The sequence below is a fragment of the Fusibacter paucivorans genome, assembly GCF_018390735.1.
GTDB lineage: Bacteria > Bacillota > Clostridia > Peptostreptococcales > Acidaminobacteraceae > Fusibacter > Fusibacter paucivorans.
In genome coordinates this window covers 74466-100220 of the sequence record NZ_JAHBCL010000003.1, presented here as the reverse complement: position 1 = coordinate 100220, position 25755 = coordinate 74466, and the positions used below count along the sequence as shown (strand labels likewise).

At 44.7% G+C, this 25755-nt stretch carries 17 protein-coding genes, 1 riboswitch and 1 other annotated feature; of the genes, 14 read left to right on the top strand and 3 right to left on the bottom strand.

Annotated features, from left to right (window positions below; translation table 11 throughout):
• Positions 1–54 precede the first annotated feature (54 nt).
• Entirely contained in the window at positions 55–1674 is a 1620-nt protein-coding gene (locus tag KHM83_RS02600; protein ID WP_213235352.1) for an ArnT family glycosyltransferase, read from the bottom strand.
• A 296-nt stretch (positions 1675–1970) separates the two neighbouring features.
• On the opposite strand from KHM83_RS02600, the gene KHM83_RS02595 reads away from it, so the two are divergent.
• The 11 genes from KHM83_RS02595 to KHM83_RS02545 all read left to right on the top strand — a co-directional run bounded on the left by KHM83_RS02595 (position 1971) and on the right by KHM83_RS02545 (position 19116).
• The gene (locus KHM83_RS02595; protein ID WP_213235351.1) at positions 1971–2879 is read left to right on the top strand and encodes a sulfurtransferase; all 909 of its coding nucleotides are present in this window, start codon (positions 1971–1973) and stop codon (positions 2877–2879) included.
• Between the two features lie 25 nt (positions 2880–2904).
• On the top strand, positions 2905–4716 hold the full coding sequence (locus tag KHM83_RS19645) for a rhodanese-like domain-containing protein (protein ID WP_246542835.1): 1812 nt from the start codon (positions 2905–2907) through the stop codon (positions 4714–4716).
• Between the two features lie 340 nt (positions 4717–5056).
• Complete coding sequence (locus KHM83_RS02585; RefSeq protein ID WP_213235350.1) at positions 5057–6178, top strand: aminotransferase class I/II-fold pyridoxal phosphate-dependent enzyme; 1122 nt, start codon at positions 5057–5059, stop codon at positions 6176–6178.
• 72 nt (positions 6179–6250) lie between these two features.
• A complete protein-coding gene (locus tag KHM83_RS02580) occupies positions 6251–7690 on the top strand; it encodes a sensor domain-containing diguanylate cyclase (RefSeq protein WP_213235349.1) in 1440 nt (479 codons plus the stop codon).
• Positions 7691–8046: 356 nt separating this feature from the next.
• Entirely contained in the window at positions 8047–9432 is a 1386-nt protein-coding gene (locus KHM83_RS02575; protein ID WP_213235348.1) for a PTS mannitol transporter subunit IICB, read from the top strand.
• 224 nt (positions 9433–9656) lie between these two features.
• The gene (locus tag KHM83_RS02570) at positions 9657–11744 is read left to right on the top strand and encodes a BglG family transcription antiterminator (RefSeq protein ID WP_213235347.1); all 2088 of its coding nucleotides are present in this window, start codon (positions 9657–9659) and stop codon (positions 11742–11744) included.
• Positions 11734–13566: a PTS mannitol transporter subunit IICBA gene (locus tag KHM83_RS02565; RefSeq protein ID WP_213235346.1), complete on the top strand. Its 1833-nt coding sequence runs from the start codon at positions 11734–11736 to the stop codon at positions 13564–13566. Before KHM83_RS02570 ends, KHM83_RS02565 begins: the two co-directional genes overlap by 11 nt.
• Entirely contained in the window at positions 13563–13811 is a 249-nt protein-coding gene (locus tag KHM83_RS02560) for a PfkB family carbohydrate kinase (RefSeq protein WP_213235345.1), read from the top strand. Before KHM83_RS02565 ends, KHM83_RS02560 begins: the two co-directional genes overlap by 4 nt.
• Positions 13812–13948: 137 nt before the next feature.
• Positions 13949–15214: a zinc-binding dehydrogenase gene (locus KHM83_RS02555; RefSeq protein WP_213235408.1), complete on the top strand. Its 1266-nt coding sequence runs from the start codon at positions 13949–13951 to the stop codon at positions 15212–15214.
• 176 nt (positions 15215–15390) lie between these two features.
• Positions 15391–15642: a binding site (T-box leader), on the top strand.
• A gap of 299 nt (positions 15643–15941) precedes the next feature.
• Positions 15942–17498 carry a lysine--tRNA ligase gene (gene lysS / locus KHM83_RS02550; RefSeq protein WP_213235344.1) on the top strand — a complete coding sequence of 519 codons (1557 nt, stop codon included), beginning with the start codon at positions 15942–15944 and terminating at the stop codon, positions 17496–17498.
• A gap of 169 nt (positions 17499–17667) precedes the next feature.
• A complete protein-coding gene (locus KHM83_RS02545; protein ID WP_213235343.1) occupies positions 17668–19116 on the top strand; it encodes an NAD-dependent succinate-semialdehyde dehydrogenase in 1449 nt (482 codons plus the stop codon).
• A 295-nt stretch (positions 19117–19411) separates the two neighbouring features.
• Here KHM83_RS02545 and KHM83_RS02540 read toward each other — a convergent pair whose 3' ends face one another.
• Together KHM83_RS02540 and metA are read right to left on the bottom strand one after the other, a co-directional pair.
• Positions 19412–20695 carry an O-acetylhomoserine aminocarboxypropyltransferase/cysteine synthase family protein gene (locus KHM83_RS02540; protein ID WP_213235342.1) on the bottom strand — a complete coding sequence of 428 codons (1284 nt, stop codon included), beginning with the start codon at positions 20693–20695 and terminating at the stop codon, positions 19412–19414.
• Positions 20696–20995: 300 nt separating this feature from the next.
• Entirely contained in the window at positions 20996–21913 is a 918-nt protein-coding gene (metA, locus tag KHM83_RS02535) for a homoserine O-acetyltransferase MetA (RefSeq protein WP_213235341.1), read from the bottom strand.
• A gap of 147 nt (positions 21914–22060) precedes the next feature.
• Positions 22061–22170: riboswitch (SAM riboswitch) on the bottom strand.
• A gap of 203 nt (positions 22171–22373) precedes the next feature.
• Between metA and KHM83_RS02530 the strand changes: the two genes are divergently transcribed.
• The 3 genes from KHM83_RS02530 (at position 22374) to KHM83_RS02520 (ending at position 25724) form a co-directional block, all read left to right on the top strand.
• Positions 22374–23561 (top strand): HD-GYP domain-containing protein, encoded by a 1188-nt coding sequence (locus tag KHM83_RS02530; protein ID WP_213235340.1) that lies wholly within the window; start codon positions 22374–22376, stop codon positions 23559–23561.
• A 113-nt stretch (positions 23562–23674) separates the two neighbouring features.
• Positions 23675–24367 (top strand): response regulator transcription factor, encoded by a 693-nt coding sequence (locus KHM83_RS02525; RefSeq protein ID WP_213235339.1) that lies wholly within the window; start codon positions 23675–23677, stop codon positions 24365–24367.
• Positions 24354–25724, top strand: coding sequence for a sensor histidine kinase (locus tag KHM83_RS02520; RefSeq protein ID WP_213235338.1), 1371 nt, complete (start codon positions 24354–24356; stop codon positions 25722–25724). The genes KHM83_RS02525 and KHM83_RS02520 overlap by 14 nt, the downstream gene beginning before the upstream one ends.
• Positions 25725–25755 lie beyond the last annotated feature (31 nt).

Sequence of the window (25755 nt, the reverse complement as noted above, 5' to 3'; positions counted from 1 at the left end):
TAAACGAAACCTGTTGGTAACGAGGGATGCTAAAAGCATCGGTGCCGTTTAAGATTATTGGTCAGTGTGTTCATAAAACGAATTGTGAATTTTATAGACAGTCGTCTGCCAAGGATAGGTCCCGCTGTAGGCGGCGATTCGCATCGCGTAAAGCGGGTTTTCAAAAGTATGAACAGGTTCGGTTTCCGTTTCGATGAATTGGAACAGTGCATCAAAATAGTGAGTATTAACATAGAGAAAATCCCAAGTGGGCGAGGTTTGTCGGATATAATTCATCTCATCGTGAATAATGAGATACTGAATATTGCGATCGCGAATATAATCCTCTAGGCTGATGTTGGCGGCGTCGAGATAACCGAGATTTCGAAGATCGTAGAAATGTGTTTCATCGACGGCTTCAATCGCATTGAGATTTCCGAGGACGACGGCATCAACCGGGAGTACATTTTTTAAGGATGCAACCATCTGATCGTAACGAACCTGATATGGGCGTTCGCGTTCATAAAGGGAGAGATTGGCATAGCAGTGCCAAATGAGAACACCTAAGAGTATAATGGCGGTTAAGCGTTGCCTGCCAGCTTGAAGGCGATTCTTTTCGCGAATAAAAATGTGGATTTCTCTAGGTTTGCGATAAATATACTGTGTGATGCCAAGGATAATCCAAGGGATTACAAACAGAACGGCCAGCTGATTGTTGCGACCGAGTAGAAAGAGTGCCAGCAGCGTGCCGAATAAAATGGCATGAGCTTCTGTAAACTTGCGTGTCATCAGCGGTGACAATAACAGAAGTGCCCCGGCGATGAGCCAGAGCTTGATGTGCATTAAATCGTAAGTTCCGCCTGTTCGCAGATAGAGCTTTTGCCAGAACCAGAAGAATAATTCTGTTCGGCGCGTTGGTGCGCTGTTCAGTCCAAGGTCGGCGCCATATTTTAAATATGCCGAAAAAAACCCCGGCACTGCCAGTGAACCAACGGCAACTATACATAAAAAGAGAAGCGTCAGAATTCCTGCGAAGTAAAACAGCTGTCTAATGGATCGCTTTTGGTTAACAATTTGCCATACCATGAGGGCTGAAACAGCCCCAGCGATTAAAAAACTGTTTGGATGTACGCCAATACTGAGAAAGACAATGAGGGCCGGCCAAAGGGTAGCGCCGGTTAATGTGGAACCCAAGGCGACAATCATGAAAAATAAAATCATGGTTTCCTGACGGCCGAAATGCAGGGCATAGATAAAAGAAATATTGAACATCAATGCCAAGGTCGGCAACTGATAGGGCAATTTTAACTGCTTGAGGAAATAGGCAAAGGCTATAATCGAGAGCATGCCAAATGTAAGTGATAAAAGCCGCATGGCAAATACCGTATCGCCAAAGCAGCGCAGATAAAGCGATTGCAGACCGACATAAAGCCAACGAAAAGGATGCGGTACACGCGGATAGAGGTCAAAAAAGGGTTCTGTTACCCAAAGGTTTTGCGCGCGCATGGCGGCGCCGGCAATGCCCTTGAGCCAAAGTTCATCTGAATGAACAGTGGGAAAGCGCAACAATGTCATGAAATTCACTAAAAAATAGATCAGGAGCGAAAAAAAGGTGATCGGTATTTCGAATGGCCGATGGCTGTGGCGGTATTTTATCGTATTTTGATAAGCTTGTTTTGCATGTGTTTTTAACATAATAATCACGAATCTCCTGAAGATTAAGTGTGCTGAGGATAGAAGCTACCTCTTGAAAGATCAGCGTTTCACTCTCTTTTATCATAATGAAAAAAGTGATGAAAGTACAGCCTTGTTAAAAGACTGTTAAAAATCTGTCATGCTAATATAGAATGCTATATAAGAAAATACGGTATCCGCTTTGCCGGATAAATCGTTATAATAAAGCTGTGAAAACCTATTTTTTTCACTTTAATTGTTTAACTTTTAACAATATACTCCAGTACAATCTCACAAATTTGTTTTTGGAGGTCAACATGACAAAACGAAAATCGACGGTTAAGCTGCTGACATTGCTTGTCTTTACGGCCTTAATCGTTGCGGCTTGCGTGAATGATACATCCTATCCGGGCACGATGAACGTCATTGAGGCGGATCAAGTGCTGTCACAGATGGAAGGTGCTGTCGTCATTGACGCAAGGGGCCAGGAGGCGTATGACAAAGGGCATCTCGAGGGAGCCGTTTCGTTATCGCCGGCAGAGCTCGTTACAGATGTTCCTGTTCCGTCGACCCTTGCGCCGAAGGAACAAGTCGAAGCTGTTTTGGGTTCAAAAGGCATTGATCAGAACACGACGCTCTACGTCTATGATGACAATATGGGCGTTAGTGCTGCACGCATCTGGTGGACTGTGAAAGTGTACAGCCCTCAGCAAACGGTGCAGATTGTCAATGGCGGCGCTTCGGCACTTGTAAACGCAGGCGCGCCACTATCGGCTGATGCGACGGTACTGCCGGAAACGACTTATGAAGCACAAGAGGCTGATACTTCGATCATTGCGACTTATGAAGAAGTGAAGGCACTTAGTGAAGCGCCGCAAGATGATGTCAAAATCTTAGATGTCAGATCTGCAGCAGAATATGCGGCAGGCTATATTCCAACGGCGATTAATTATGCGCATACGAAAAATCTCTACAGCGACGGTACTTTTATGTCGTCAAGAGATCTTGGGTTATTCTATAAAGATTTGGGACTTTCAAAGGATGATGAAATCATTCTCTACTGCAAGTCTTCTTTTAGAGCGGCTCAGACCTATGCGCTACTCGATGAAGCTGGCTACAGCAATCTCAAAATTTATGACGGTGCATGGCTAGAGTGGGAACAGCAGGGTGCGCCGGCAACACCTGTGGAGCAGGCAGTGCCTGTAACACAGCAAGAAGGATCATGATTATCCTGTGGGGAGGCTATTGGTTATGAAAATAAATAAAAAATGGTTAGCGGTTATCCTGTCAATTGTCTTAATCTTTTCGATGACAGCATGCGGCAACACGGAAACACCTGCGGCGAGCATGGAAGTAACACCGAGTACATCGGAGACGACAACACCGGAAAGCACTGAAACACCTGAAGCACCTGAACCGGCCGAGGCGGCCTTTGACATGGCGTCACTGGTTGGCGCATATTATGATAATATGCCTGACCATATTTACAAAATCGCACAAGCTGATTTTGTCGACATGGTAAAAGCCGGCGACGCAATGACAATTTTAGATATCCGAGGTGCTGACGACTATGGCAAAGGCCATATTGAAGGTGCGGTTAATATGCCGTGGGGAACGGCCATCAGTGATGGGCTCAGTAGTATTCCGGCAGATAAGCCCGTTTTCGTCTATTGCTATACAGGTCAAACCGCAGGTCAAGCGGTTATGACATTAAACCTCGCGGGTTTTGATGCGAGAAGCGTCAACCTTGGCTGGAACCTTGGCATTTCCAAAGTAGATGGTGTTGACGCCGTTACGACGACAGAAGCATCGACGCTGACAGCCGGTGCAACGGCCATTGACGCCAATGTGCAAAGTGCGCTGGATGATTACTACGCAGGGCTTGCGGCCGTTAGTGATACAAAATACAAAAATTACAAAGTTTCTGAAGACAGCTTAAAAGAAATGGTAGATGCCGGTGATGACAGCATTTACATTCTCTCTGTCCGCAAAGCAGCTGACTATGCAGCTGGTCATATTGCCGGTGCAGCAAACATTCCGTTTGGCAAAGCCATGGCAGCAGATTTTGATACCCTGCCAATGGACAAAACCATTGTCGTCTATTGTTACACAGGACAAACCGCAGGTCAAACAACAGCAGCACTCAGACTCTTAGGTTACGACGCCGTATCGTTAAACGGCGGAATGGGCAATGCTGCCAATGCACCAAGCGGCTGGGCGAACAAAGCGTATCCGGTTGTCAGTGAAGTGACAACTGGCATTGAAAAGCTCTATGCAGAAATGCCGGATCATATTTACAAAATTGCGCAAGCCGAATTCATTGATATGGTTAAAGCAGGCGATGAGATGACAATTGTCGACATCCGCAGTGCAGCAGACTATGAAGCAGGCCATGTAAAAGGCGCAGTCAATATGCCTTGGGGTGGAACGGCCATTGCAACAGAGATGGCGAAAATCCCTAGCGATAAACCTGTCTTTGTTTACTGCTACACAGGTCAAACCGCAGGTCAAGCTGTCGTTGCTTTTAACCTTGCCGGTTTTGATGCGAGAAGCGTAAACCTCGGCTGGAACCTTGGCATTTCAAAAGTTGAAGGCGTAGATGAAGTGGTTGTTACAGAGGCGACAACGTTAACAGATGAAGTGACGGCTATTGCAGCACCTGTTCAAGCAGCGATCTTAAGTTACTATGAAGGTTTAGCGACTGTGGCAGACACTACTTATAAGAATTATAAAATTTCAGAAGATAATCTGAAAGCGCTTGTAGATGCCGGTGATGACAGCATCGTTATCCTGTCTGTTAGAGGTGCTGATGATTATGCAGCGGGTCATATCGAAGGTGCCATTAACATTCCATTTGGCAAAGCGATGATTCCTGAATTCGAAGCACAATTGCCAATGGACAAAACCATTGTCGTCTACTGCTATACAGGTCAAACAGCAGGTCAGGCAACGGCAGCACTAAGATTTTTAGGCTATGATGCCGTATCGTTAAACGGCGGTATGGGTAATGCAGCCAATGCACCAAGCGGCTGGGCGAACAAAGAGTATCCAGTTGTTCAGTAGACTGACGGCTGTGATATGATTGGCTGCTGGGGCAAAGCATTTGAATGATCAAAAGACTGAAAGGTTCTAAGACTGATTAGACAACGGATACTTAGCAGCGAAAAAACAATGATTGAAAGCATAAAATGTGATGAGGAGGCGGGTTTCGTTATATAATAACGTTAGCCCCCTTCTTTTTATGTTGGTAAAAATGGGAGACTGCAACGACTTGCCGCAAGGGGAAATGAAGAGCTGCAGCTAAAAGATGGCTGCTGCGTCGGTTTGCGACGATAAAATTTGTAATGACTCAATAGACAACCGAATTTAGTGGAGCGGTTAAGATGAATGAGAGGCTGGCAAAATGATTCCGTATCATATACCTTATATGCCGAAAGAGGATGTCGTTTTAGATGCGGCAACACTGACAGCGGCAAAAAAATACGATGCAGCAGCAATATTTGATGCAATACCGATGTACCAGAACATGGCATCGCGTATGCTATTGACGCATTCTGCTGCTGCGGCGCTTGAAATGATGGCGATGATGGCCAATATACAGCCAGGGGATGAAATTATTTTACCCGCTTTTACATATGTGGCGACGGCAAATGCTTTTGTGAGGCAGGGTGCTGTGCTGCGGTTTGCCGATATTGAAATGGAGACACTGAATATAGATCCGCAGTCCGTTGAAACACTGATGACGGCAAAAACGCGTGCGATCATTCCAATACATTACGGCGGCATTGCCGCAGATATCAGGCGGCTGCAAAAATTGCAAAGTACACAATGTCTTTTGCTTGAGGATGCTGCTCATACATTGGGCGCAACCTATGATGGGAAAGCGCTGGGAAGTTTTGGTGATATGAGCTGTATTAGTTTCCACGAGAGTAAAAATATTACCAGTGCCGGAAATGGTGGTGCTTTGATTGTTAAAGAAGCACAGGCTGTGCGTGAAGCAGAAGAAATGCTTTATCAGGGAACGGATCGTGAAGCATTTATGCGAGGTGAAATTTCGAGATATCACTGGCAGCGGATCGGCAGCGCCTTTGAAATGGGCTTGGCGGCAAGAGCTTTTCTTAAAGCGGCTATTGTTGATATGAGCTGGGTAACGGAACATCGGCGTGCGCTCTGGTGGCGCTATCAGCATGCGCTGGAGCCGCTTTCAAAACAAGGGTATTTAAAGCTTGCAAAATGTCCAGATACCGTACAGACGAATGGACACATTTTTTATATCTGCCTTGAATCTGCTGAAACGCGTGAAATGTTAATGACTTATTTGTTTTCAAAGGGCATTGAAGCGCGTACACATTATGAACCCCTTCATCTAAGTCGGTTTGGCATTGCGATTAGCGGTAAGAAGCTTGTATTGCCCAATACTGAGACCGTTGGCAAGACTTTGCTGAGGCTGCCACTCTATGCCGATATGACAACGGCTTTGCAAGATGAAGTGATTGATGCGCTTTTTGAATTTTTTAAACACTAAACCAATTGCTTTTTCCGTTGTAAAACGTGTAAAATAGATTATTATAGGGAGTGTTTCAGAAAGGGAGGCATCATGCGCGACAATAAGGGGTGGTTTTACGATAGCAGGCGGACACTGATGATTATTGCCCTCGTCATTATTATTGGTGTTATCAGCATCTCCTATGTGGGCTATTCGAGCTACGGGAGCATTATTCGGGATGATATTCGCAATATAACAAAATTAACATCAACTAACATTTATTCTGAAATTGACAACGAACTGACAAAACCGATTTTTGTCAGCCTTACCATGGCAAATGATCAATTTGTCAAACATTGGATTTACAATGAATCGGATGCCACCGAACCAGAAATAACAAATTATCTCGAAGGCATTCGAGAGAAGTACAATTATCACTCAGTTTTTCTCGTCTCTAGCCAAACGAAACGCTATTATCATTACAATGGTTTATTTAAAACAATTTTGCCGGAAGACGATCACGATCAATGGTATTATAATTTTTTAGCACAGTCTGAAAGCTATATTCTCGACGTAGATCAGGATGAAGCTGACAATCATCTATTGACCATATTCATTAATTGCAAAATCCTTGATGATTATGACAATGTCATAGGTGTGACGGGTGTCGGCGTTGAAATGGACTATGTGCAGGATATGCTGGAAACATTTGAAGACACCTATAAGCTGGAAGCTTTTTTAGTAGATGAGAATGGTTTAGTGCAAGCGCATACCAACGGTGCGATGATTGAAACGCGCAACATTGGCAATGAAGCGCTTTATCGAGATCTCGGCAATACCTTTTACCGAAGAGATCAGGATCTCAATATCTTTCATTTAGACAAGGACGGGCAGGAACAGTATGTTATATCACATTATATTGATGAATTAGATTGGTATCTCGTAGTACGAAAAGATACTGCTCAGCTTGGCAATTCTTTTAATCGTCAAATAAAACTGGATGTCGGCATTACGCTGCTGATTCTAATCATTGTCATAGGTGCCGTTTATAAAATAATCGTTGCACATCAGCGCGAAATTCACAAGCTGGCAATGACGGATACCCTTACAGCCCTTGCTAATCGACGTTATTTTGATGAGCGGTTGGCGCGTGATCTGACGCGAACCGAATCGCAATGGTGTTTATTTGTCATCGATATCGACGGATTTAAACGCGTTAACGATGTCTACGGTCATCTTCAAGGTGATAAGGTACTCGTGCATACCGCAGAATTATGTCAAAGTTGTATGCCGGATGTCAGCTTAGCCAGATGGGGTGGCGATGAATTTTCAGGAATCGCAAGAGGAAGCTGCGATGATATTTACAAATTACTTGAAAGCTATCGAAAAGCGGTGGAAGATGATGCGGCACTTCAGTCTTTTGGTGTGACTGTCAGCATTGGCGTCACGGCGGCCGTGGCAACGGATACGGCTGACAGTATTGTCAAACGTGCCGATCAAGCACTGTATCGTTCAAAATCGACAGGACGAAACCGCATTACGATTGGATAAAAGACTGATTAACCCGTTAAGGGGATTATAAAATACAGTTGAAGAAACCGTTAATTGGGATAAAATTGAATGAAATCAATATAAAACGAAAAAAAACGAGTGTGATCCGCTCGTTTTTTTTCGTTTTAACGATTCGCTATGGCCGACTCATAGACTGCTTTATAAGTTTTGGCATTAATCTTCAATGACAAAACTAATGGTCTTTCATTTGAAATTGCACAGAATCGAGAACATAATCTAATTGTAAACAGTCTAGACTTCATTTGACCGACAGCTAAGGTCAAAATCAATGGCAAGGTATTCATGAACTTGAATGAAAAATCTTGAATGCAAAATAATGAAGGGGGCAGAATAAAATGGATCATGTTTCAAAACCAAACAAATCCGGTAAAGAAAATGTTCAAAGGTTTGGTCGATTTTTAAGCGGTATGGTCATGCCGAATTTAGGTGCTTTTATAGCTTGGGGTATTATAACAACACTTTTTATTGCAACGGGCTGGATGCCGAATGAGCGGCTGGCAACATTAGTCGGCCCAATGATTACTTACTTATTGCCATTATTAATTGGTTATACGGGTGGTAAACTCGTAGCGGATGTTAGGGGCGGTGTCGTCGGCGCCGTTGCGACGATGGGCGTCATCGTCGGTGCAGATATCCCAATGTTCATGGGCGCCATGATTATGGGACCTCTAGGCGGCTATGTGATTAAGAAATTTGATGGCATGGTTGAAGGTAAAATTACAGCGGGCTTCGAAATGCTCGTTGCAAATTTCTCAGCCGGCATCTTGGGGATGCTCGTTTCACTGTTAGGCTTTTATGCGATCGGACCAGTCGTGCTTGCACTCAACAACGTATTGAAGACAGGCGTTGAAGCGATCGTTGCAGCAAACCTGCTGCCATTTACCTCAATCTTTATTGAACCCGGCAAGATTTTGTTCCTCAACAATGCGATTAATCACGGCATCTTAGGACCTTTAGGCATTCAACAGGCCACCGAAACAGGCAAGTCGATCTTTTTCCTACTCGAGACCAATCCGGGTCCAGGACTTGGTGTTCTATTGGCATACTGGTTCTTTTCAAAAGGCATGGTCAAGGAATCGGCGCCAAGTGCGATTATCATTCACTTTTTAGGCGGCATACACGAAATTTATTTTCCTTATGTACTGATGTATCCAGTGCTGATTCTCGCGGTTATTGCAGGTGGTATGAGCGGTGTGCTAACGTTTACGATTTTCGGGGCTGGACTCATTGCGACACCATCACCGGGCAGTATTCTAGCCGTTTTGGCGATGACGCCGAAAGGAAGCTTTATTGCAGTGATCTTGGGAGTCATTGTTTCGACAGCGGTTTCCTTTATTGTCGCGGCATTTTTCCTGAAACGCAAAAACTTTGATAGCGAAGACGACAGTTTGTCAAAAGCGCAGGCGACAATGAAAGAAATGAAGGCGTCTTCAAAAGGTATTCAAACAGTTAAGAAAATTGTCGTCGCCTGTGATGCAGGAATGGGATCAAGTGCCATGGGTGCGACCACGCTCCGCAAGAAAGTTCAAAAGGCGGGATTAGCAATTGAAGTCATCAATACATCCCTTGAAAATATTCCAAGTGACGCTGATATTGTCATTACACATAAGACACTGGCGGAACGTGCAAAAGAGCACAATGCAACAGCAGAACTCATTGCCATCGAACAATTTGTTGGCAATCCGGTATACGATGAACTCGTCGAACGACTAAAAAAATAGTCATTGAGAAACAGTGGAGTCAAGGCTTCACTGTTTCATTTCATCAAATGATGATGGCCTTTCTTCCCTCTACAACGTTCTTCAATTATGGCACTAATTGCTGATGACAGCATATAGGAAGTTTATTGGATAAAAATGTTATAAGTGGGATATAATAATACTGAATAACTGTCAGAAAATTCAATTCTTAAAAATTGTCTGCGATAAATCGTATGGAGGACGCTTTGGATTATTCAAGAAGGGTCATTGAAATCATTGAAATACTACTGGAAACAGAAAACTATATCGCCATTGCAGCAATTGCAGAAAAGCTAAATGTCAGTCGGCGCACGATCTTTAGGGAAATGGAAGCAGTTGAGGCAATTACAGCGGAACTTGGCATGACACTGTCAAAAAAGACGCGTCTGGGTCTTTCAATTGCTGCAACATCGGCACAGCGTGAGCGGTTTAAAACGGAATTTGCAAGAAAGGCCGATGTTCACTTTGATCAGGCAATGCGCCAAAATGTGTTAATCGTCGAACTGCTTAAAAGTCGTGAACCGCAAAAGTTTTTCTATTTTGCCAATATGCTCAGCGTCTCAGAAGCGACGATTTCCTATGATATGGATAAAATTGAGCCTTGGTTTAATAAACGTGAAATTGAACTTATTCGCAAACCTGGGTTCGGCGTCTATCTCGAAGGCAGTGAGACGCAATTCAGAAAGGCAATTGTCGATTTCTTGTATCAGCATTATGAGCATCAAGAATTGGTTGCACTGCTGGAAACGGGACTTTATCAAGAAAACATGGTGGAAGCGCTGATTGACAGAGATGTGCTGATCAAGGTAACAACACTGCTAAGACAGTATGAAACGCTTATTGCAAGGCGGCTGACGGATGCTGCATACATGGGGCTTTTAATACATCTTGCCATTGCCATTCAACGAACGGCGCGCGGTGAACGCATCCGTATGAATCCCGAACTGTTAAAAGAACTCCAGCGCGATGCACATTATGAAATGGCAGGCATAATCGGTCAAAGTATTCAATCAAAATTCAACATTGTTTTTCCGGAAGACGAGCTCGGCTATATTACCATGCATTTAAAAGGTTCAAAACTTAAAACCGCAGCATTGGTGGATGAAAACGATGTCATGATCAGCAACTATGAAATCAGCAAATTGGCATCAAAGATGATGGCTGTTTTTAAAAGCGAAAGCGGCTATGATTTCAGTGACGACGAACGTCTGCTCGTTGGGTTAGTCAGCCACCTTAAACCTGCGCTGACGCGAATGAAACTGCACTTGGATATTCGAAATCCGCTACTCGACAAGATTAAAGAAATGTATCCTGAAATCTTTAACATGTCGCTTAAAACAACAGTGATCATTCGTGACCGATTTGATGTTGAGGTACCTGAGGCAGAGGTAGGCTATATCGCCATGCACTTTGGCGCTGCCATTGAACGATTTCGAAAAGCGCAAATTGTACAACGTGATATTCGCATCGGCGTCGTATGTTCAAGCGGTATTGGCACATCGAGCCTGCTTTATTCAAGGCTCTCGAAGCTGTTTCCCAAATTGACGATTGCAGCACAATTCTCAAAAGAAGATATCCTCTTGGGAAAAGCGGATGTCTATGGTGTTGAATTGCTCATCTCAACCATTGCGCTGGAAAAGACAACAGTGCCCGTTGTAATCGTCAACCCGCTGCTTCTCGAAGACGATGAGGCGCGTATTGCACACGTACTCAAAATGCTTAACAATCAGCCGGGGGCGAAAATTTCAGCACCACCGAAGGAACACAATGATCGTGCCCAAGTTCAATGGATTCACGATGTAACAGAGAGTGTCTTAACGCTGGAAGCACATTTTAAACTGGTAACCGATTTGCACGCAAAATCACTGTCGCAGATTATTAAACAGATTGCCGAATCCTATGCCGGCGAGTTTCGCACTCGTAAAAAATTAGAACGGCAGTTTCAAGCGCGTGAGCGGCTTGGCAGTACGATTATCCATGGTGAAGGTTTAATGCTGCTGCATACGCGATCAGAGATTTTTGACAGCGTCTGCTTCAGCGTCTGGCGTTTAAACAATGCCGTAAATGTTCATAAGGATGTCATTGAAAATGTCATCGTCATGGGAATGCCGGAACAGCGATCAAGCATACAGTCAGATATGATGAGCCAGCTCAGCAAGGCAATTATTGAAGACGATCTTTTTTTAAATCAAATAAAACATGGTGACGAAGCATCTATTAAAGCTTATATAAACACAATTTTGCAGCGCTGGCTGAATAAACAGCTCCAAAAAGGAGGTCCAAATGACCTCTAAACTTCAACGGATCGGTAGATTTTTAAGCAGAATGGTCATGCCGAACATTAGTGCCTTCATCGCATGGGGCATTATCACCACGCTTTTTAATCCCGATGGCTGGTTTCCCAGCACGGCAATGAATATGCTCGTGGTGCCTTTAATGATCTATGCACTGCCGAGTCTAGTCGCCTATGCCGGCGGACAGCACATTTACGGTCACAAAGGCGGCATTATTGCCGTTGTCGGCACGATGGGCGTCATCATTGGCACGCAGACGCCCATGTTTGTAGGTGCCATGATTATGGGCCCCATTAGTGCTTATTTGCTAAAACGCGTTGACGGCATGCTCAAAAGGCATACGCCCATTGGGTTTGAAATGCTCATGTCAAATTTTACGGCTGGCGTACTCGGCACGATTATGATTATTTTGGGTTATGTGATGATTGGTCCAATTATCGGCCATCTTAATGCACTTTTTAAACTGGGTGTTGACTTTGCTGTTTCCAGAAGTCTACTGTTCCTCGCAGCCATTTTTATTGAACCCGGCAAGGTGCTCTTTTTAAACAATGCGATTAATCACGGCATTTTGACACCACTGGGACTTCAGCAGTCTCTGGCAAAAGGCGATGCTATTTTCTTCTTGCTGGAAACAAATCCGGGGCCGGGTATTGGCATCTTAGCAGCCTACTGGGTTAACGGCAGGGGAAGTGCGAAACTAACAGCACCCGGTGCACTGATTATTCATGCCCTTGGCGGTATTCATGAAATTTATTTTCCCTATGTCATGATGTATCCTGTGCTCTTTGTATCCGTAATCATCGGCGGTCTCGTCGGCGATTTTATCTTTCAGCTGTTTGACAGCGGCCTTGTTGCAATGGCTTCACCCGGCAGTTTGTTAGCCATTTTAGCATTGGCACCTAAAAATAAGCTCTTTGGCATTTTACTCGGAATTATCGGTTCGTCAGTGGCGTCATTTCTATCGGCAGGTTTACTCATTGCCAGACGAGAATCATGGGAAATGCCGGATCATGACGAAATGGCATTTGAAACGGATATCTTTAAAGGTTATCAAGGCAATTATGAGATTGCCAAAATTGTCTTTGCCTGTGATGCGGGTATGGGGTCTAGTGCCATGGGGGCATCATTGCTGCAAAAAATGTTGAGAGCCAGCGGTGTCAATGTCTTGATAGAAAATGTCTCACTGGACGATATACCAGAGGATGCCTCTGCCATTATTACTTTTAATGATTTGCTGCCCTGTGCACGGCAAGCTGTGCCGGGGGCGCTCTATATAGGGATAAAAGACTTTTTAGACCGCGCGTATTATGAAGCTTTAATAGATGCCTTGCTCAAGAGGTGTCATTTTAAGGAGGTAACCATGAACCATCAAGTACCAGATCAAATTTTAATGAAGTCCAACATCATTTTAGATAAGGCATCTGTTTCAAAAGAAGAAGCGATTCGCTATGCTGGGCAACTGCTCGTCGAAAGCGGTTATGTCGAAGCAAATTATATCGAGGGCATGTTGGCGAGAGAGGAAAAATTCACGACCTTTATCGGCAATGGCGTTGCGATACCGCATGGTGAAAATGCCGTTAAGGACAGTATTATTGCCTCTGGTATTGTCGTTGTTCAATATCCAAATGGCATTGATTTCGGCAGCGGCAATATTGCAAAGCTTGTGATCGGCATTGCCGGAAAAGGCAACGAGCATCTCCAAATTCTTTCTAATGTGGCTGAAGCCATTGAAGAAGACGAATTGCTGAATCAAATGCTGCGGACAAAGAATCCGGATACAATTTATGATATCTTTGCAGCAGAGGGGATGTTGGCGCAATGATCATTACAGTAACCGTCAACCCGGCGATGGATCGAACGCTGGCGATAAACGGTTTGTCAGACGGCGCCGGAGATGCCTTTGTTGGCGCCTTTGTCTATGGCATGGTGAATAACGATATGCCGGAAGAGGTCTTGCGATTGGCACTGGCAACGAGCGCCGGTGCGGTGACGACAAAAGGGACGAATCCGATAGATTTAACATGGATTCAATCGCATTTAAAAGCGGTATCCATTGAATATATTTAATGGCATGATTGCGTTTTTAGTGAGATAGAAGTAATGGTTGAATAGAAGTAATGGTTAATGAAACTGAAGTAATGATCGTACGCGATCTTGATTTAAGAAAGGAATCGTACAGCTGTGGCTGTACGGGGAAAGAGGACATGAAAACAAAAGCAGTAAGAATGTATGGTCTTGATGACTTGAGACTTGAGACGTTTGATTTACCGGAAATGAAGGAAGATGAAATACTTGTAAAAGTAATCTCCGACAGCATTTGCATGTCGACGTATAAAGCGGTTAAACAAGGTAAAAATCACAAACGCGTGCCGCAGGATGTCGATACGAATCCTATTATTGTCGGTCATGAAATGGCAGGTGTTATCGTCAAAGTCGGCAAGAAATACGAAGGACAGTTTCTGCCGGGGCAGAAATTTTCACTTCAGCCGGCACTCAATTACAAAGGAAGTCCGTTTTCACCGGGGTATTCCTATCCGTATTTTGGCGGCAATGCAACTTACAACATCATTCCGCCTGAAGTAATGGAACTCGGCTGCCTGCTGGTTTATGACGGTGACAGTTACTTTGGTGCTTCACTTGGCGAACCCATGTCCTGTATTATTGGCGGTTATCATGCCAATTACCATACTGTTACGGGCAAGTACGAGCATATCATGGGAACTAAGGCAGGCGGAGACCTCATCATCATGGGGGGTGCAGGACCAATGGGGCTTGGCGCCGTTGACTATGCGCTGGCCATTGACAATCGTCCGAAGCGCGTTGTCGTTGCGGATATCAGTGATGATCGACTGAAAAGAGCGGCGCGGTTTATAACACCTGAACGCGCCAAAGCAGCAGGTGTTGAACTCATTTATGTCAACACGGCAGCTTATGATGATCCCATTGCACATTTGATGTCACTGACAGGCGATAAGGGCTATGATGATGTCTTCGTATACGCACCGGTTAAAGTACTCGTCGAAGAAGGTGATAAACTGTTGGCGAAGGACGGCTGTATGAACTTCTTTGCAGGGCCGACAGATCATCAGTTCAACGCGCCGATCAACCTTTATCATGTTCATTACAGCAATACACACATTATGGGTTCCACCGGGGGTAATACCGATGATTTAAAAGAAGCGCTTTATATGGCCGCCAACCATCTCATTAATCCATCGGTGATGCTAACACATATTGGCGGCATTGATGCAACCATTGACGCGATTATGGATCTGCCCAATATTCCGGGTGGCAAAAAGCTTATCTACAATCACATTGACATGCCGCTGACAGCGATAGAGGATTTTGGCAAACTGGGTGAAAATGATCCGCTCTTTAAAGCATTGCATGAACGCGTTGAAAAGCACAATGGTTTATGGAATGCTGAGGCGGAGGCGTATTTGCTTAAATACTTCGATGCGGAAGCGTAAGTCGCTGCATGGAGGAATGAAGACTATGAAAAGTATTTATCAGAAAAGCGATAAGACATGGATGCATGATAAATGACAGAGGCACAGGATTGACAGCACGTGTTTAATTCTTTATAATGCAACTAAGGATGAAGGTGATGCAGAAAAGAATCTTCGTCTGAAAATGATAAGACATTTAAAAAGCTGAGAAGAGAAGAGTAACCGATGCACGACTTTTAAGAGAGCCCTTGGATGGTGCAAAAGGGCAGGTGACGGCGTGGTGAATAAAGCCTCAGAGCTTTGTATGGAACCCAAGAAAGGGAGATAATACAACGGTCGCCACCGTTAGAGGGCTAGAGTATCAACAGTTTATCTGCCGTACTTGAAATGAGGTCAATCTATATTGACAAATTGGGGTGGTACCACGAAGTTTAACTCTCGTCCTCAAGGTGAAAATCTTGAGAACGGGAGTTTTTTGCGTTACAGAAAAAGCGAGTTGTCAGTGAGGGCAATCGCTTTCACCTGATTTTCGCCTCGATGGGTTGAAGATAGTCTTTCGAAAGCATTACATATGGTGGTGAAAGCAATAAAATTTAAGGCCGCAATCAGAATATGATAACATGGCACAACACAACGCAAGACAGTACAACGCAGCACACGGCATGACACTGTAAAACTTAGCCGGTGTCGTCTGCTTTACCAAAGAAGCGGGTACATAAAGTTTGAATACAAAGTGAGGAGTGATGAGATGCATTGGGCAATGAAAACAGCAGAAGCAATTATTGAGCGTTATCCAAATGAGGAAGTCTACGTATGCGCGTCGGGGATTAGTCCGACCAGCGAGATTCACATTGGCAACTTCAGAGAGGCCGTAACCACTTATTTTGTGACAAAGGCACTGGCGCAGCTGGGCAAGCGCACGCGTTTTATCTTTTCATGGGATGATTACGATGTTTTTAAACGCGTGCCCGATCATCTGCCAAGCACGTTAAGCCGTTATATCGGCATGCCGCTTATTGATGTACCCGATCCGTTTGGATGCCATCAATCCTTTGCTGCACATTTTGAGAATGAGTTCGAAGAAGCACTGAATCAATATGGTATTCACCCGGAGTTCATTAACCAGAGTACGATGTATAAATCCGGTGTTTACAATGAAGATGTTCGCTTGGCGCTTAAAATGCGTCATGAGATATACGATTTGCTGCATACGTTTGACGGTCGGCAAGATTCAGCGGTACGTGAGAACTTTTATCCGATTACCCTTTACTGTCGTAATTGTCTAACCAATCATACCACTGTTACGGGATACAGTCCTGAAACCGATGTCGTGCAATACCACTGTACATGCGGGCATCAGGAAGTCGCTGAGCTTGAAAGCATTAACCGTATCAAACTGACTTGGAAGGCGGACTGGGCCATGCGTTGGAAACATGAACGCGTTTGCTTTGAACCAGGTGGGCATAAACATTCGGTGCCGGGTGGCAGTTATGATATTTCAAAATTAATTTCTGAACAAATTTTCGGACGGAAAGCACCGTTTTATATGCCTTATGATCATACGGGCATTAAATCAAAAATTTCACCGAAAACCGGCAACCTCATTACGCCAAAGGATTTGCTGGAAGTCTATCCGCCGGAAATCGTCCTATACCTCTACTCAAAGTACAATGCCGACCATGCGTTCGATATTGATATGGATGAAGACGTTGTACGCAATTATTCTGAGTTTGAGCAGATATCGAAACAATACCACGAAGGCCGTGTTGAGGATGACGATTTGAAGTTCGCGTTGGAACTTAGCAATATTACGCGATCTGCTTCATGGTTTGGGCCAAGATTTTCCGTAATTGCCTCGGCGCTGCCGCTTTTAAACGACGATCTTGAAATGATGGAAACACTGTTGCTAAATGAGAAGCAAACTGGTGAAATGTCAGAAGCAAGTGTGAAAGAGAAAGTATTGAGGGCTTCTTACTGGATTAGCAAATGGCAGCCCGAGCAAAAAGTTGCGATTAAAACGACGCCGGAGGTTAAATTTATCAATAATCTCAAACAAGAAGAGCGCTTATGGCTTCAAAACTTTAAAGCGTTGCTGGAAAAGGCAGAAGACGTTCACAGCGATCGGTTTTTAAATCAGTTGGAAACCATGACCGATACGATGATGTCAGGAGACAGTGATTGGGACAAGGCGGCGTTTCGACTTATTTATCAGCTGACAATCGGCCAAAATACAGGACCGCAGATTCCGATGCTCATTGATATTATGGGAAAGGAATCGCTGATTGCACTTTTGAATAAGATTTAAGACAATCGCATTGCTTAGGAATGCGTTATAAGTAAATGCATCAATAGGCTGGGAAAAAATCAGGATAAAATCAGTATTTTTATCAGCGGATACGCGATAGCCGTACGATGAAAAGGGTATAATCATCAAAGCCTCGACGGATCTCGACTTAAATTTAGGAGGAAACAAAATGTCAGAAGCAAAACAAGTTGGTCAATTATATATCAATGGCACCTTCAAACCAGCTGAAGACGGTCAGACTTTTGAAGTGCTGAATCCCTATACACTTGCGATTATTGGCGAACAGGCCGAAGCATCTGAGAAAGATATTCAGGCGGCTATAGACGGTGCGGTACAGGCTTTTAGGACATGGAAGCAAACGACAGCCTATGAAAGGGCTGGCTATTTGCGAAAACTGCTGCATTTGATGCAGACGCGCGAACGTGAAATCGCAGAAGTGATGACACTCGAACAGGGAAAGCCGGTTGCAGAGGCAGTTGGCGAAGTACGCTACGCTGCGAGTTATGTGGCGTGGTATGCCGAAGAGGGCATTCGCGTCACTGGCGATCTGCTGGCGCCGTCGCAAACTGACAGCAGGCTCAGCGTCAGAAAGATACCGGTAGGCCCTGTGGGTATTATCACGCCATGGAATTTTCCGTTGGCGATGTTCGTGCGAAAAATAGCACCGGCACTTGCAGCAGGTTGTACCGTTATCGTAAAACCTGCGGAACAGACACCGCTGACAGCTGTTAAATTTTTTGAACTGATACATGAAGCGGGATTCCCGGCTGGGGTTTGTCAGTTGCTGACAGGGGAGGCATCAAAAATCGGCAGCGCTTGGATGGCGTCTTCCGCCATTCGGAAGATCTCATTTACCGGTTCGACGGCAGTGGGGAAAATGCTGATGCGTCAGGCGAGTGAAACACTTAAGAAAGTTTCACTGGAACTCGGTGGTCATGCACCGCTCATCGTCTTTGACGATGCGGATTTAGACATGGCAGCCGCAGGCGCCGTGGAATCGAAATTTAGAAATTGCGGGCAAGTTTGCGTGGCGACAAATCGTGTACTGGTTCAGCGTTCTGTTTACGATGCCTTTATCGAAAAGTTGATGAAACGTACATCGGCGCTTACGTTTGGTGATGGCTTTACCAATGTCGATATGGGACCGATTATTGATAAGCAAGGGTTTGACAAGATTGTGGCACATGTGGATGATGCACTGGCGAAAGGAGCCAAGTGTCTGTTGGGCGGAAAACCGGCTAAAGGTGGCGGTGGCTACTTATTTGAACCAACCGTTTTAACCGATGTGACATCGGCAATGCGCATTGCGAAAGAAGAAACTTTTGGTCCAGTGTTGCCTGTCTTCGTCTTTGATACAGAGGCGGAGGCAATCCAAATGGCAAATGATACGCCGTTTGGATTGGCTGCATACTGTTTTACGGAAAATCTCAGCAGATCCATTCGCGTGACAGAAGCACTTGAATACGGTATGGTGGGACTGAACACAGGACGCATCAGTGCGGCGCAAGCGCCTTTTGGCGGTGTTAAGATGAGCGGTTTCGGCCGAGAGGGCGGCCGTTACGGCATCGAAGAATACCTTGTCACACAGTATATTGCAACGGTTTATAAAGAATCATAAGGGCAAAAAATAAATTGAGGATAGCATAAGCTATCCTCTTTACTTTTTTTGAGTAAAATTTTTGAGTAAATTGTTACATAGTAAATGTGCAAGATTAATCAATTTGATTAGATATTTTTATTGATAAGTTTTTTTGTTTTTTATATTATGAATAAATTTAATCTCTTATTCTATATTTAGTCAATACGTATCTCTAGTTTTTCATTTGTATCATCATCAAGAATATCGAGCATTTAAGAGAAGGTGTCTTAAAGCGTTAGTAAGACACCCATCAATACTGTATGCAATATAATGACTAGATTTTGTCCAGTGCCTGCCTTAAATCGGCAATTAAGTCATCGGCGTTTTCAATGCCGACGGAGACGCGAATGAGATCTGGTGCGACACCTGCGGCGATTTGATCGGCTTCGCTGAGTTGTGCGTGTGTCGTACTGGCTGGATGAATAACCAGTGATTTTGCGTCGGCAACATTTGCAAGCAGTGAGAAGAGCTCAAGTGCGTCGATAAACCTTTTACCGGCCTCGACACCGCCTTTGATGCCGAAGGTGAAAATTGAACCGACACCTTTTTGAAAATACTTCTTGGAAAGCGCGTGATAGCGGTTGTCACTGAGCTCTGGATAATTAATCCAGCTGACTGCAGGGTGTGTCTCTAAAAAGGCAATGATTTTTCGCGTGTTTTCAACATGGCGTTCGACGCGAAGCGAGAGTGTTTCGAGACCTTGCAGCAACAGAAAAGCATTGAATGGGCTGAGGCATGCACCGGTGTCTCTGAGCAGCTGAACGCGTGCTTTGATAATGTAGGCAAGATTGCCTGCGGCTTCTGTGTAGCGAATATTGCTGTAAGAGGGATCGGGTTCCGTCAGGCATGGAAATTTGCCGCTTGCCGCCCAGTCAAACTTGCCGGAATCCACAATGACGCCGCCGATGGTAGTGCCGTGACCGCCGATGAACTTCGTCGCAGAGTGGACGACGATATCGGCACCGTGTTCAAACGGTCGAATCAGGTAGGGGGTGCCGAAGGTATTGTCGACGATAAGCGGAATGCCGTTGGCATGTGCAATGGCGGCAATGGCTTCGAGATCGACGAGGTTAATGCCCGGGTTGCCAATGGTTTCGACGTATAGTGCGCGTGTTTTGTCTGTAATGGCAGCGCTGAAGTTTTCCGGTTCATCCGGATTGACAAACGTTGTGGTAATGCCATAGCGCGGCAGCGTCGCATGGAATAGATTATACGTGCCGCCGTAAAGCGTGCTCGCTGAGACGATTTCGTCACCGGCGCCCAGTATATTGAGAATGGCATAGGTGATGGCAGCAGTTCCGGAAGCAACGGCAAGTGCGCCGACACCGCCTTCCAGCGCTGCAATGCGCGCTTCCAAAACGGCATTGGTTGGATTCATAATGCGCGTGTAGATATTGCCGTCCTTGCGGAGTGCAAATAAATCGGCCGCGTGCTGCGCATCGTCAAAGACATAGGAAGTTGTTTGATAAATGGGAACCGCACGTGAGCCGGTTGTGGGATCAGGTTCTTGACCTGCATGAACTTGAAGGGTTTCAAATTGGTAGTTTTGATTAGACATAAAGTTGCCTCGCTTTCGAATATAATTTAAGGGGTAGATGCCGTTAAACAATGATAACCGGGTAGGGGGGCGTATTCACGGTGTGTAAAAAATTACATAATTGATATAAAATGGTAATTCTTAGATATAGAACAGCCGTTTTTTAGCATTGAGATAATTGCATGATTCAATTTCCGATCCTTTTGCCACAACAGGCATGTCAATAGAAATGAAACCTATTGTGACAAGGATCAAAGGAAGCCTATTCGGCCGCTGTTCATTTTTTCAGTACCCGCACGGAGCAATTGACATGGGTGCGGACTAGTCAATGCTGCTGCGATCAAATGGCGTTTGCTGATAGACGTAATAGTTTAACCAGTTGCCGAAAAACAGGTTGCCGGTAGAGCGCCAAGTAACAATCGGCGGTTTTGACGGATCGTCGCCGGGATAATAATTTGCCGGAACGGCGATTGTTTTACCTGCGGCAATATCTCGGTCGTATTCCTTTTTCAGCGTATCTGGATCGTACTCTGAGTGTCCCGTGATGAAAATTTGACGACCGTTTTCAGTCATGACGGCAAAGATGCCGGCTTCTTCTGATGTAGCGACAATTTTCAATGCAGCGTGTTTTTCGATATCGGCTGCATGCACGGTAGTGTGCCTTGAATGAGGGGCGTAGAAGAAATCGTCAAAGCCCCGAAACAATGGTGTATGCGCCACGTGCAAATGGTGTTTGAAAATGCCGAAACACTTTTCGTCAAGCGGGTATTTTGGAATGCCGTAATGGTGATAGAGTCCTGCTTGTGCCCCCCAGCAGATATGCAGGGTAGAAAAGACATTTCGAATACTCCAGTCCATAATGATCTTGAGCTCATCCCAATAGCCGACTTCTTCAAAATCATAGTGTTCTATGGGTGCACCCGTGATAATCATACCGTCGAATTTATCGCCTTTAATATCTTCAAATGTCTTGTAAAAAGCATTTAAATGTTTTTCATCTGTATTTTTTGACGTGTGGGTCGACGGATGCATCAAAGTGACGTCCACCTGAATTGGCGAGTTGCTAAGGACTCTTAAAAGCTGTGTTTCCGTGTCGATTTTCAGGGGCATCAAATTGAGAATCAGTATTTTAAGCGGTCGGATATCCTGGTGCATCGCGCGCGTTTCCGACATAATGAAGATGTTTTCATTCGTCAAAATTTCAACCGCAGGTAAATTGTCCGGAACATTAATTGGCATAATATGACCTCCTTAAGCCAATGGAAAAAATAAAACCCCTACGCAAATCGGCGCCGTGATGCAGATGAGGCATCACATTGCCATTCGTGTTGAGGCCAATTATTAAAAAAACCCCTTCTTGGGATAGAAGAGGTTAGTTTGAGCGCTCAACTATCTTTCAATCAAGGCAAATGTGCCAGGATTGCAGGAATTAGCACCAGTCTTATGCTGGTTGCCGGGCTTCATAGGGCCAGTCCCTCCGCCGCTCTTGATAGCACTATTAAGTTAACACTGATTATAAGGGGTTATGAAATGGCTGTCAACACCTTTTTTCAAAAAAGTTTTTAACGGGGCTGGCGGCGTACAGCAGCAGGAGGGCGCTGATTTGATTTTCGGTATTTTAGGAAATTGATGATAATTGGGAAAACGTGAATTTGCGACGACAAAAAGGGTATTCAGATAAATGGAATGAGAGAGGAGTGTGACAAAATTGGTGCTGAATGAATTAAAACGTCAAAATAAGCAGTTTTTAATGCGCATGCTGCCGTTCACGGGCTTTATCGGTCTCGTGATGGCGTTTATTTCTGTCTATATAGAAGACGTCCTCGGCATCATGCTCAATCATTTGTTCCTCGGTTTTGCAAGTTTGCTGCTCGTCGGTCTCTTTTGGTGGACAGAACAGCAGACGGGCAATATGGACCGATGGATTTTTGTCTTGATAATGGCCTCTATTGCCATGTGCTTGATCTGGGGTGTCAATATGCTTGGCTATAGCCCGTCGAGTATTGTCTCTATTTTGGATTTTACCCTGGCCATGCTCATCGCCAGCGTGACAGTCCCTATGCCGACCAAATATTATTTGCCGATGATGATAGTCGCAAATCTTTATCTATTCATTGGGACACCGTTTCTAAACAATGCGCAGGGTGGTTTTGGACTGCTTGAAGTGTCTGTTGTTATCTTGTCGATTACTTGTGTCTACATGGGCAAGCTCTCCTATGAACGCACGGCAAAGTCGATTGAAATGACGGATGCCCTTGAAAGACAAAGGGAACATCTCGAAGAACTTGTCTTGGAGAAGACCACTGCACTAAAACAGAGAGAGGACGCGTTTTCGAAAGAAGTCATTGGCGTCTTAAGCAGTGTCATTGAACATTATGATGCCTACACAAAAGGACACTCTGAAAAAGTTGCCCACCTCAGTGAGATTATTGCGCGTGCAATGGGATATGATCTAGAATTTCAGCAAGAGATCTATTGGGCAGGACTGATTCACGATATTGGCAAAATTAAGGTGTCGAAGGAACTGTTAAACAAGCCGGGGTATTTAACAGATGAAGAATACCGATTACTAAAACAGCATCCCATCTACGGGTATGATATGATAAAAGCATCTAAACCGCTAAAAAATGTTTCCAAATACGTCTTTCACCATCATGAGTTCTATAATGGGAAAGGCTATCCATTGGGACTTGAAGGGGATGGCATTCCAAAAGCTTCTCAAATCCTGTGCGTTGCGGATGCCTGGGATGCGATGCGGTCTGAACGCATTTATCGCAGTGCGCTCTCGGTGGAAGAAGCGCGCGCAGAGTTACTAGCCTGCCGAGGGCAGCAATTTTCACCGGATGTTGTCGATGTGTTTTTGACGCTGGAAGAATCCTATATCTGACAGGAGCCGTGCGCGATGTTTTGTGGGCAAATGTCGTAAAAGCCTTTTACCACCTCTGTAATTATGTCATAATTAAGATAGAATTTCAGAGGGTGATACAAGAGGGAGGCTATATGCGTTACACGATTTTAGTGGTGGAAGACCAGAAAGAAATCCGCGACATTGTGATGCGTTATTTAGCAAAGGAAGGTCATCATGTGCTGAGTGCATCAAACGGGCTAGAAGCGCTGGAAATTTATCAGAGAGAGAAGATTCACTTATTAATTTTGGATGTTATGATGCCTGGGATAGATGGTTTCGAAGTGCTTAAAACACTAAGAGCTGTTACAGACATACCTGTCATCATGCTGACGGCGAGGGTTGGCGAAGAAGATCGCCTTTTTGGTTTTGACCTCGGTGCAGACGATTACGTGGTCAAACCGTTTAGCGTCAGGGAGTTGGTGCGGCGTGTCGGCGTGCTTTTAAGACGTGTCTATGCATCGACTGAGCGTCAGGAAATCATCTATGACGATTTGAAGCTAGATTTAGGGCAAATGACGCTTTTTAGAGGCGCAGAAGAAATTTCGCTGACAACTTATGAGTTTCAACTGATTAAAACATTTTTTGAACATCCCGGACAGATTTTGTCGCGGGAACAACTGATCGAAACGGCTTTAGGAGAAGACTACGACGGATTCGACCGCAACATTGACAGTTATGTCAAGCGGCTTAGACAGAAGATTGAAGTTGATCCAAAGCATCCAAAATGGCTGACGACCAAATATGGTGCTGGCTATTGTTTTGGAGGCCGATATGACCTTACGTAAACAGTGGCTTGTCGGTATGCTCCTTATGGCGGTTCTAACGGTCATTCTCAATACCATTATCTTAAATGTGTTGACGAGAAACGTTTTTGACGATTATATCTCAACAGCGTATGAAACCCACGTCAACCAGCTTACCAACTATTGCGAACGCATTCTAAGTCAGGCGGATTATGATGCCAACCAGCTCGTGATGGAGCTCGAAGCACATTTAACGGACCCGATAACACAGATTAAACTTTACACGCCGGATGGTGAACTGCTGGCAACGGCATCGACGCCGAATGCGATAACAGTTGGCTTTGGCGGTGGCAATCATATGATGCAGCGCATGATGAGTGGCGGTGTTCAGGAAGTTGATCAATATGAGATAAAAAGTGACGGCGATTTGATCGGCGTGTTGAATATAACGCGTTACAGTGCACTGGAACATGCGGTTGCAACGCAGAATTTTAGATACCTTCTGATTCGAAACAGTCTGTTAGTCATGGTGCTCGTCATCGCGCTGGCACTCATATTAAGTGCTAGGCTTAGCAGGAGGCTGACGCAATCGCTTCATGAGACGGTGACCCTTTCGGAAAAACTTGATCTTGGAGAAGAAGTGACCGTAAAATATTCTCGTACGCAAGAAATCAGGCGCATTCAGGAGAGCTTGATGGGACTGCATGCCAAGCTGAAATTAAAGCAAAAGAGCCGTAAACAGTTTATTGATGAAATTGTTCATCAGTCCAGAACGCCGCTTACGATTCTCAAGACGCACTTTGAAGGGTTTGAAGATGGGGTCATCGAGTTCAACGAGGATGAAATTCGCATCTGTATGCGTCAAATTGATGAAGTGACGCAGCTTATTGAAAACGTTGGTCATTTAATTGAGACTGAAAGTGATGCGTCGACGATTCATATAACGCGCTTTTCCGTTCCGGAGCTCATTGGACAAATAACGCGCGGCTTATCCCTTCAATTTGAAAAAAAAGGCATTAAGCTACGGATGGAGGGGCACGGTGATATTCAAATTGCATCCGATATTTACAAATTGAGCCAAACCATATACAATTTACTGACAAATGCTTACAAATACACGGAGACCGGCGGCGATGTCCATGTTGAGTATGCACTGTTGGAGGAGGTAGTGACCATTTGTGTGTCTGATACGGGGATTGGTATTGACGAATCAGACCAAGACCATATTTTTGAGGCGTACTATAGAGGCAGTACAGCTCAAAAAACAACTGGCGAAGGCATTGGTCTCTTTATTGCATCTGAAAATATAAAACTGCTTGGGGGAACGATTACAGTGCGCAGCAAGCGCAAGGAGGGGACGACTTTTATTATTAAGTTGCCATATGTTCCAGAACTCTAGCGATAAATGATTTAAATAATTGGGTTGTACT

Bases quoted from the DNA above. Each gene is read 5' to 3' on its own strand.
- KHM83_RS02600 (WP_213235352.1), bottom strand. From the start codon at position 1,674: ATGTTAAAAACACATGCAAAACAAGCTTATCAAAATACGATAAAATAC.
- KHM83_RS02595 (WP_213235351.1), top strand. From the start codon at position 1,971: ATGACAAAACGAAAATCGACGGTTAAGCTGCTGACATTGCTTGTCTTT.
- KHM83_RS19645 (WP_246542835.1), top strand. From the start codon at position 2,905: ATGAAAATAAATAAAAAATGGTTAGCGGTTATCCTGTCAATTGTCTTA.
- KHM83_RS02585 (WP_213235350.1), top strand. From the start codon at position 5,057: ATGATTCCGTATCATATACCTTATATGCCGAAAGAGGATGTCGTTTTA.
- KHM83_RS02580 (WP_213235349.1), top strand. From the start codon at position 6,251: ATGCGCGACAATAAGGGGTGGTTTTACGATAGCAGGCGGACACTGATG.
- KHM83_RS02575 (WP_213235348.1), top strand. From the start codon at position 8,047: ATGGATCATGTTTCAAAACCAAACAAATCCGGTAAAGAAAATGTTCAA.
- KHM83_RS02565 (WP_213235346.1), top strand. From the start codon at position 11,734: ATGACCTCTAAACTTCAACGGATCGGTAGATTTTTAAGCAGAATGGTC.
- KHM83_RS02560 (WP_213235345.1), top strand. From the start codon at position 13,563: ATGATCATTACAGTAACCGTCAACCCGGCGATGGATCGAACGCTGGCG.
- KHM83_RS02555 (WP_213235408.1), top strand. From the start codon at position 13,949: ATGAAAACAAAAGCAGTAAGAATGTATGGTCTTGATGACTTGAGACTT.
- lysS (WP_213235344.1), top strand. From the start codon at position 15,942: ATGCATTGGGCAATGAAAACAGCAGAAGCAATTATTGAGCGTTATCCA.
- KHM83_RS02545 (WP_213235343.1), top strand. From the start codon at position 17,668: ATGTCAGAAGCAAAACAAGTTGGTCAATTATATATCAATGGCACCTTC.
- KHM83_RS02540 (WP_213235342.1), bottom strand. From the start codon at position 20,695: ATGTCTAATCAAAACTACCAATTTGAAACCCTTCAAGTTCATGCAGGT.
- metA (WP_213235341.1), bottom strand. From the start codon at position 21,913: ATGCCAATTAATGTTCCGGACAATTTACCTGCGGTTGAAATTTTGACG.
- KHM83_RS02525 (WP_213235339.1), top strand. From the start codon at position 23,675: ATGCGTTACACGATTTTAGTGGTGGAAGACCAGAAAGAAATCCGCGAC.
- KHM83_RS02520 (WP_213235338.1), top strand. From the start codon at position 24,354: ATGACCTTACGTAAACAGTGGCTTGTCGGTATGCTCCTTATGGCGGTT.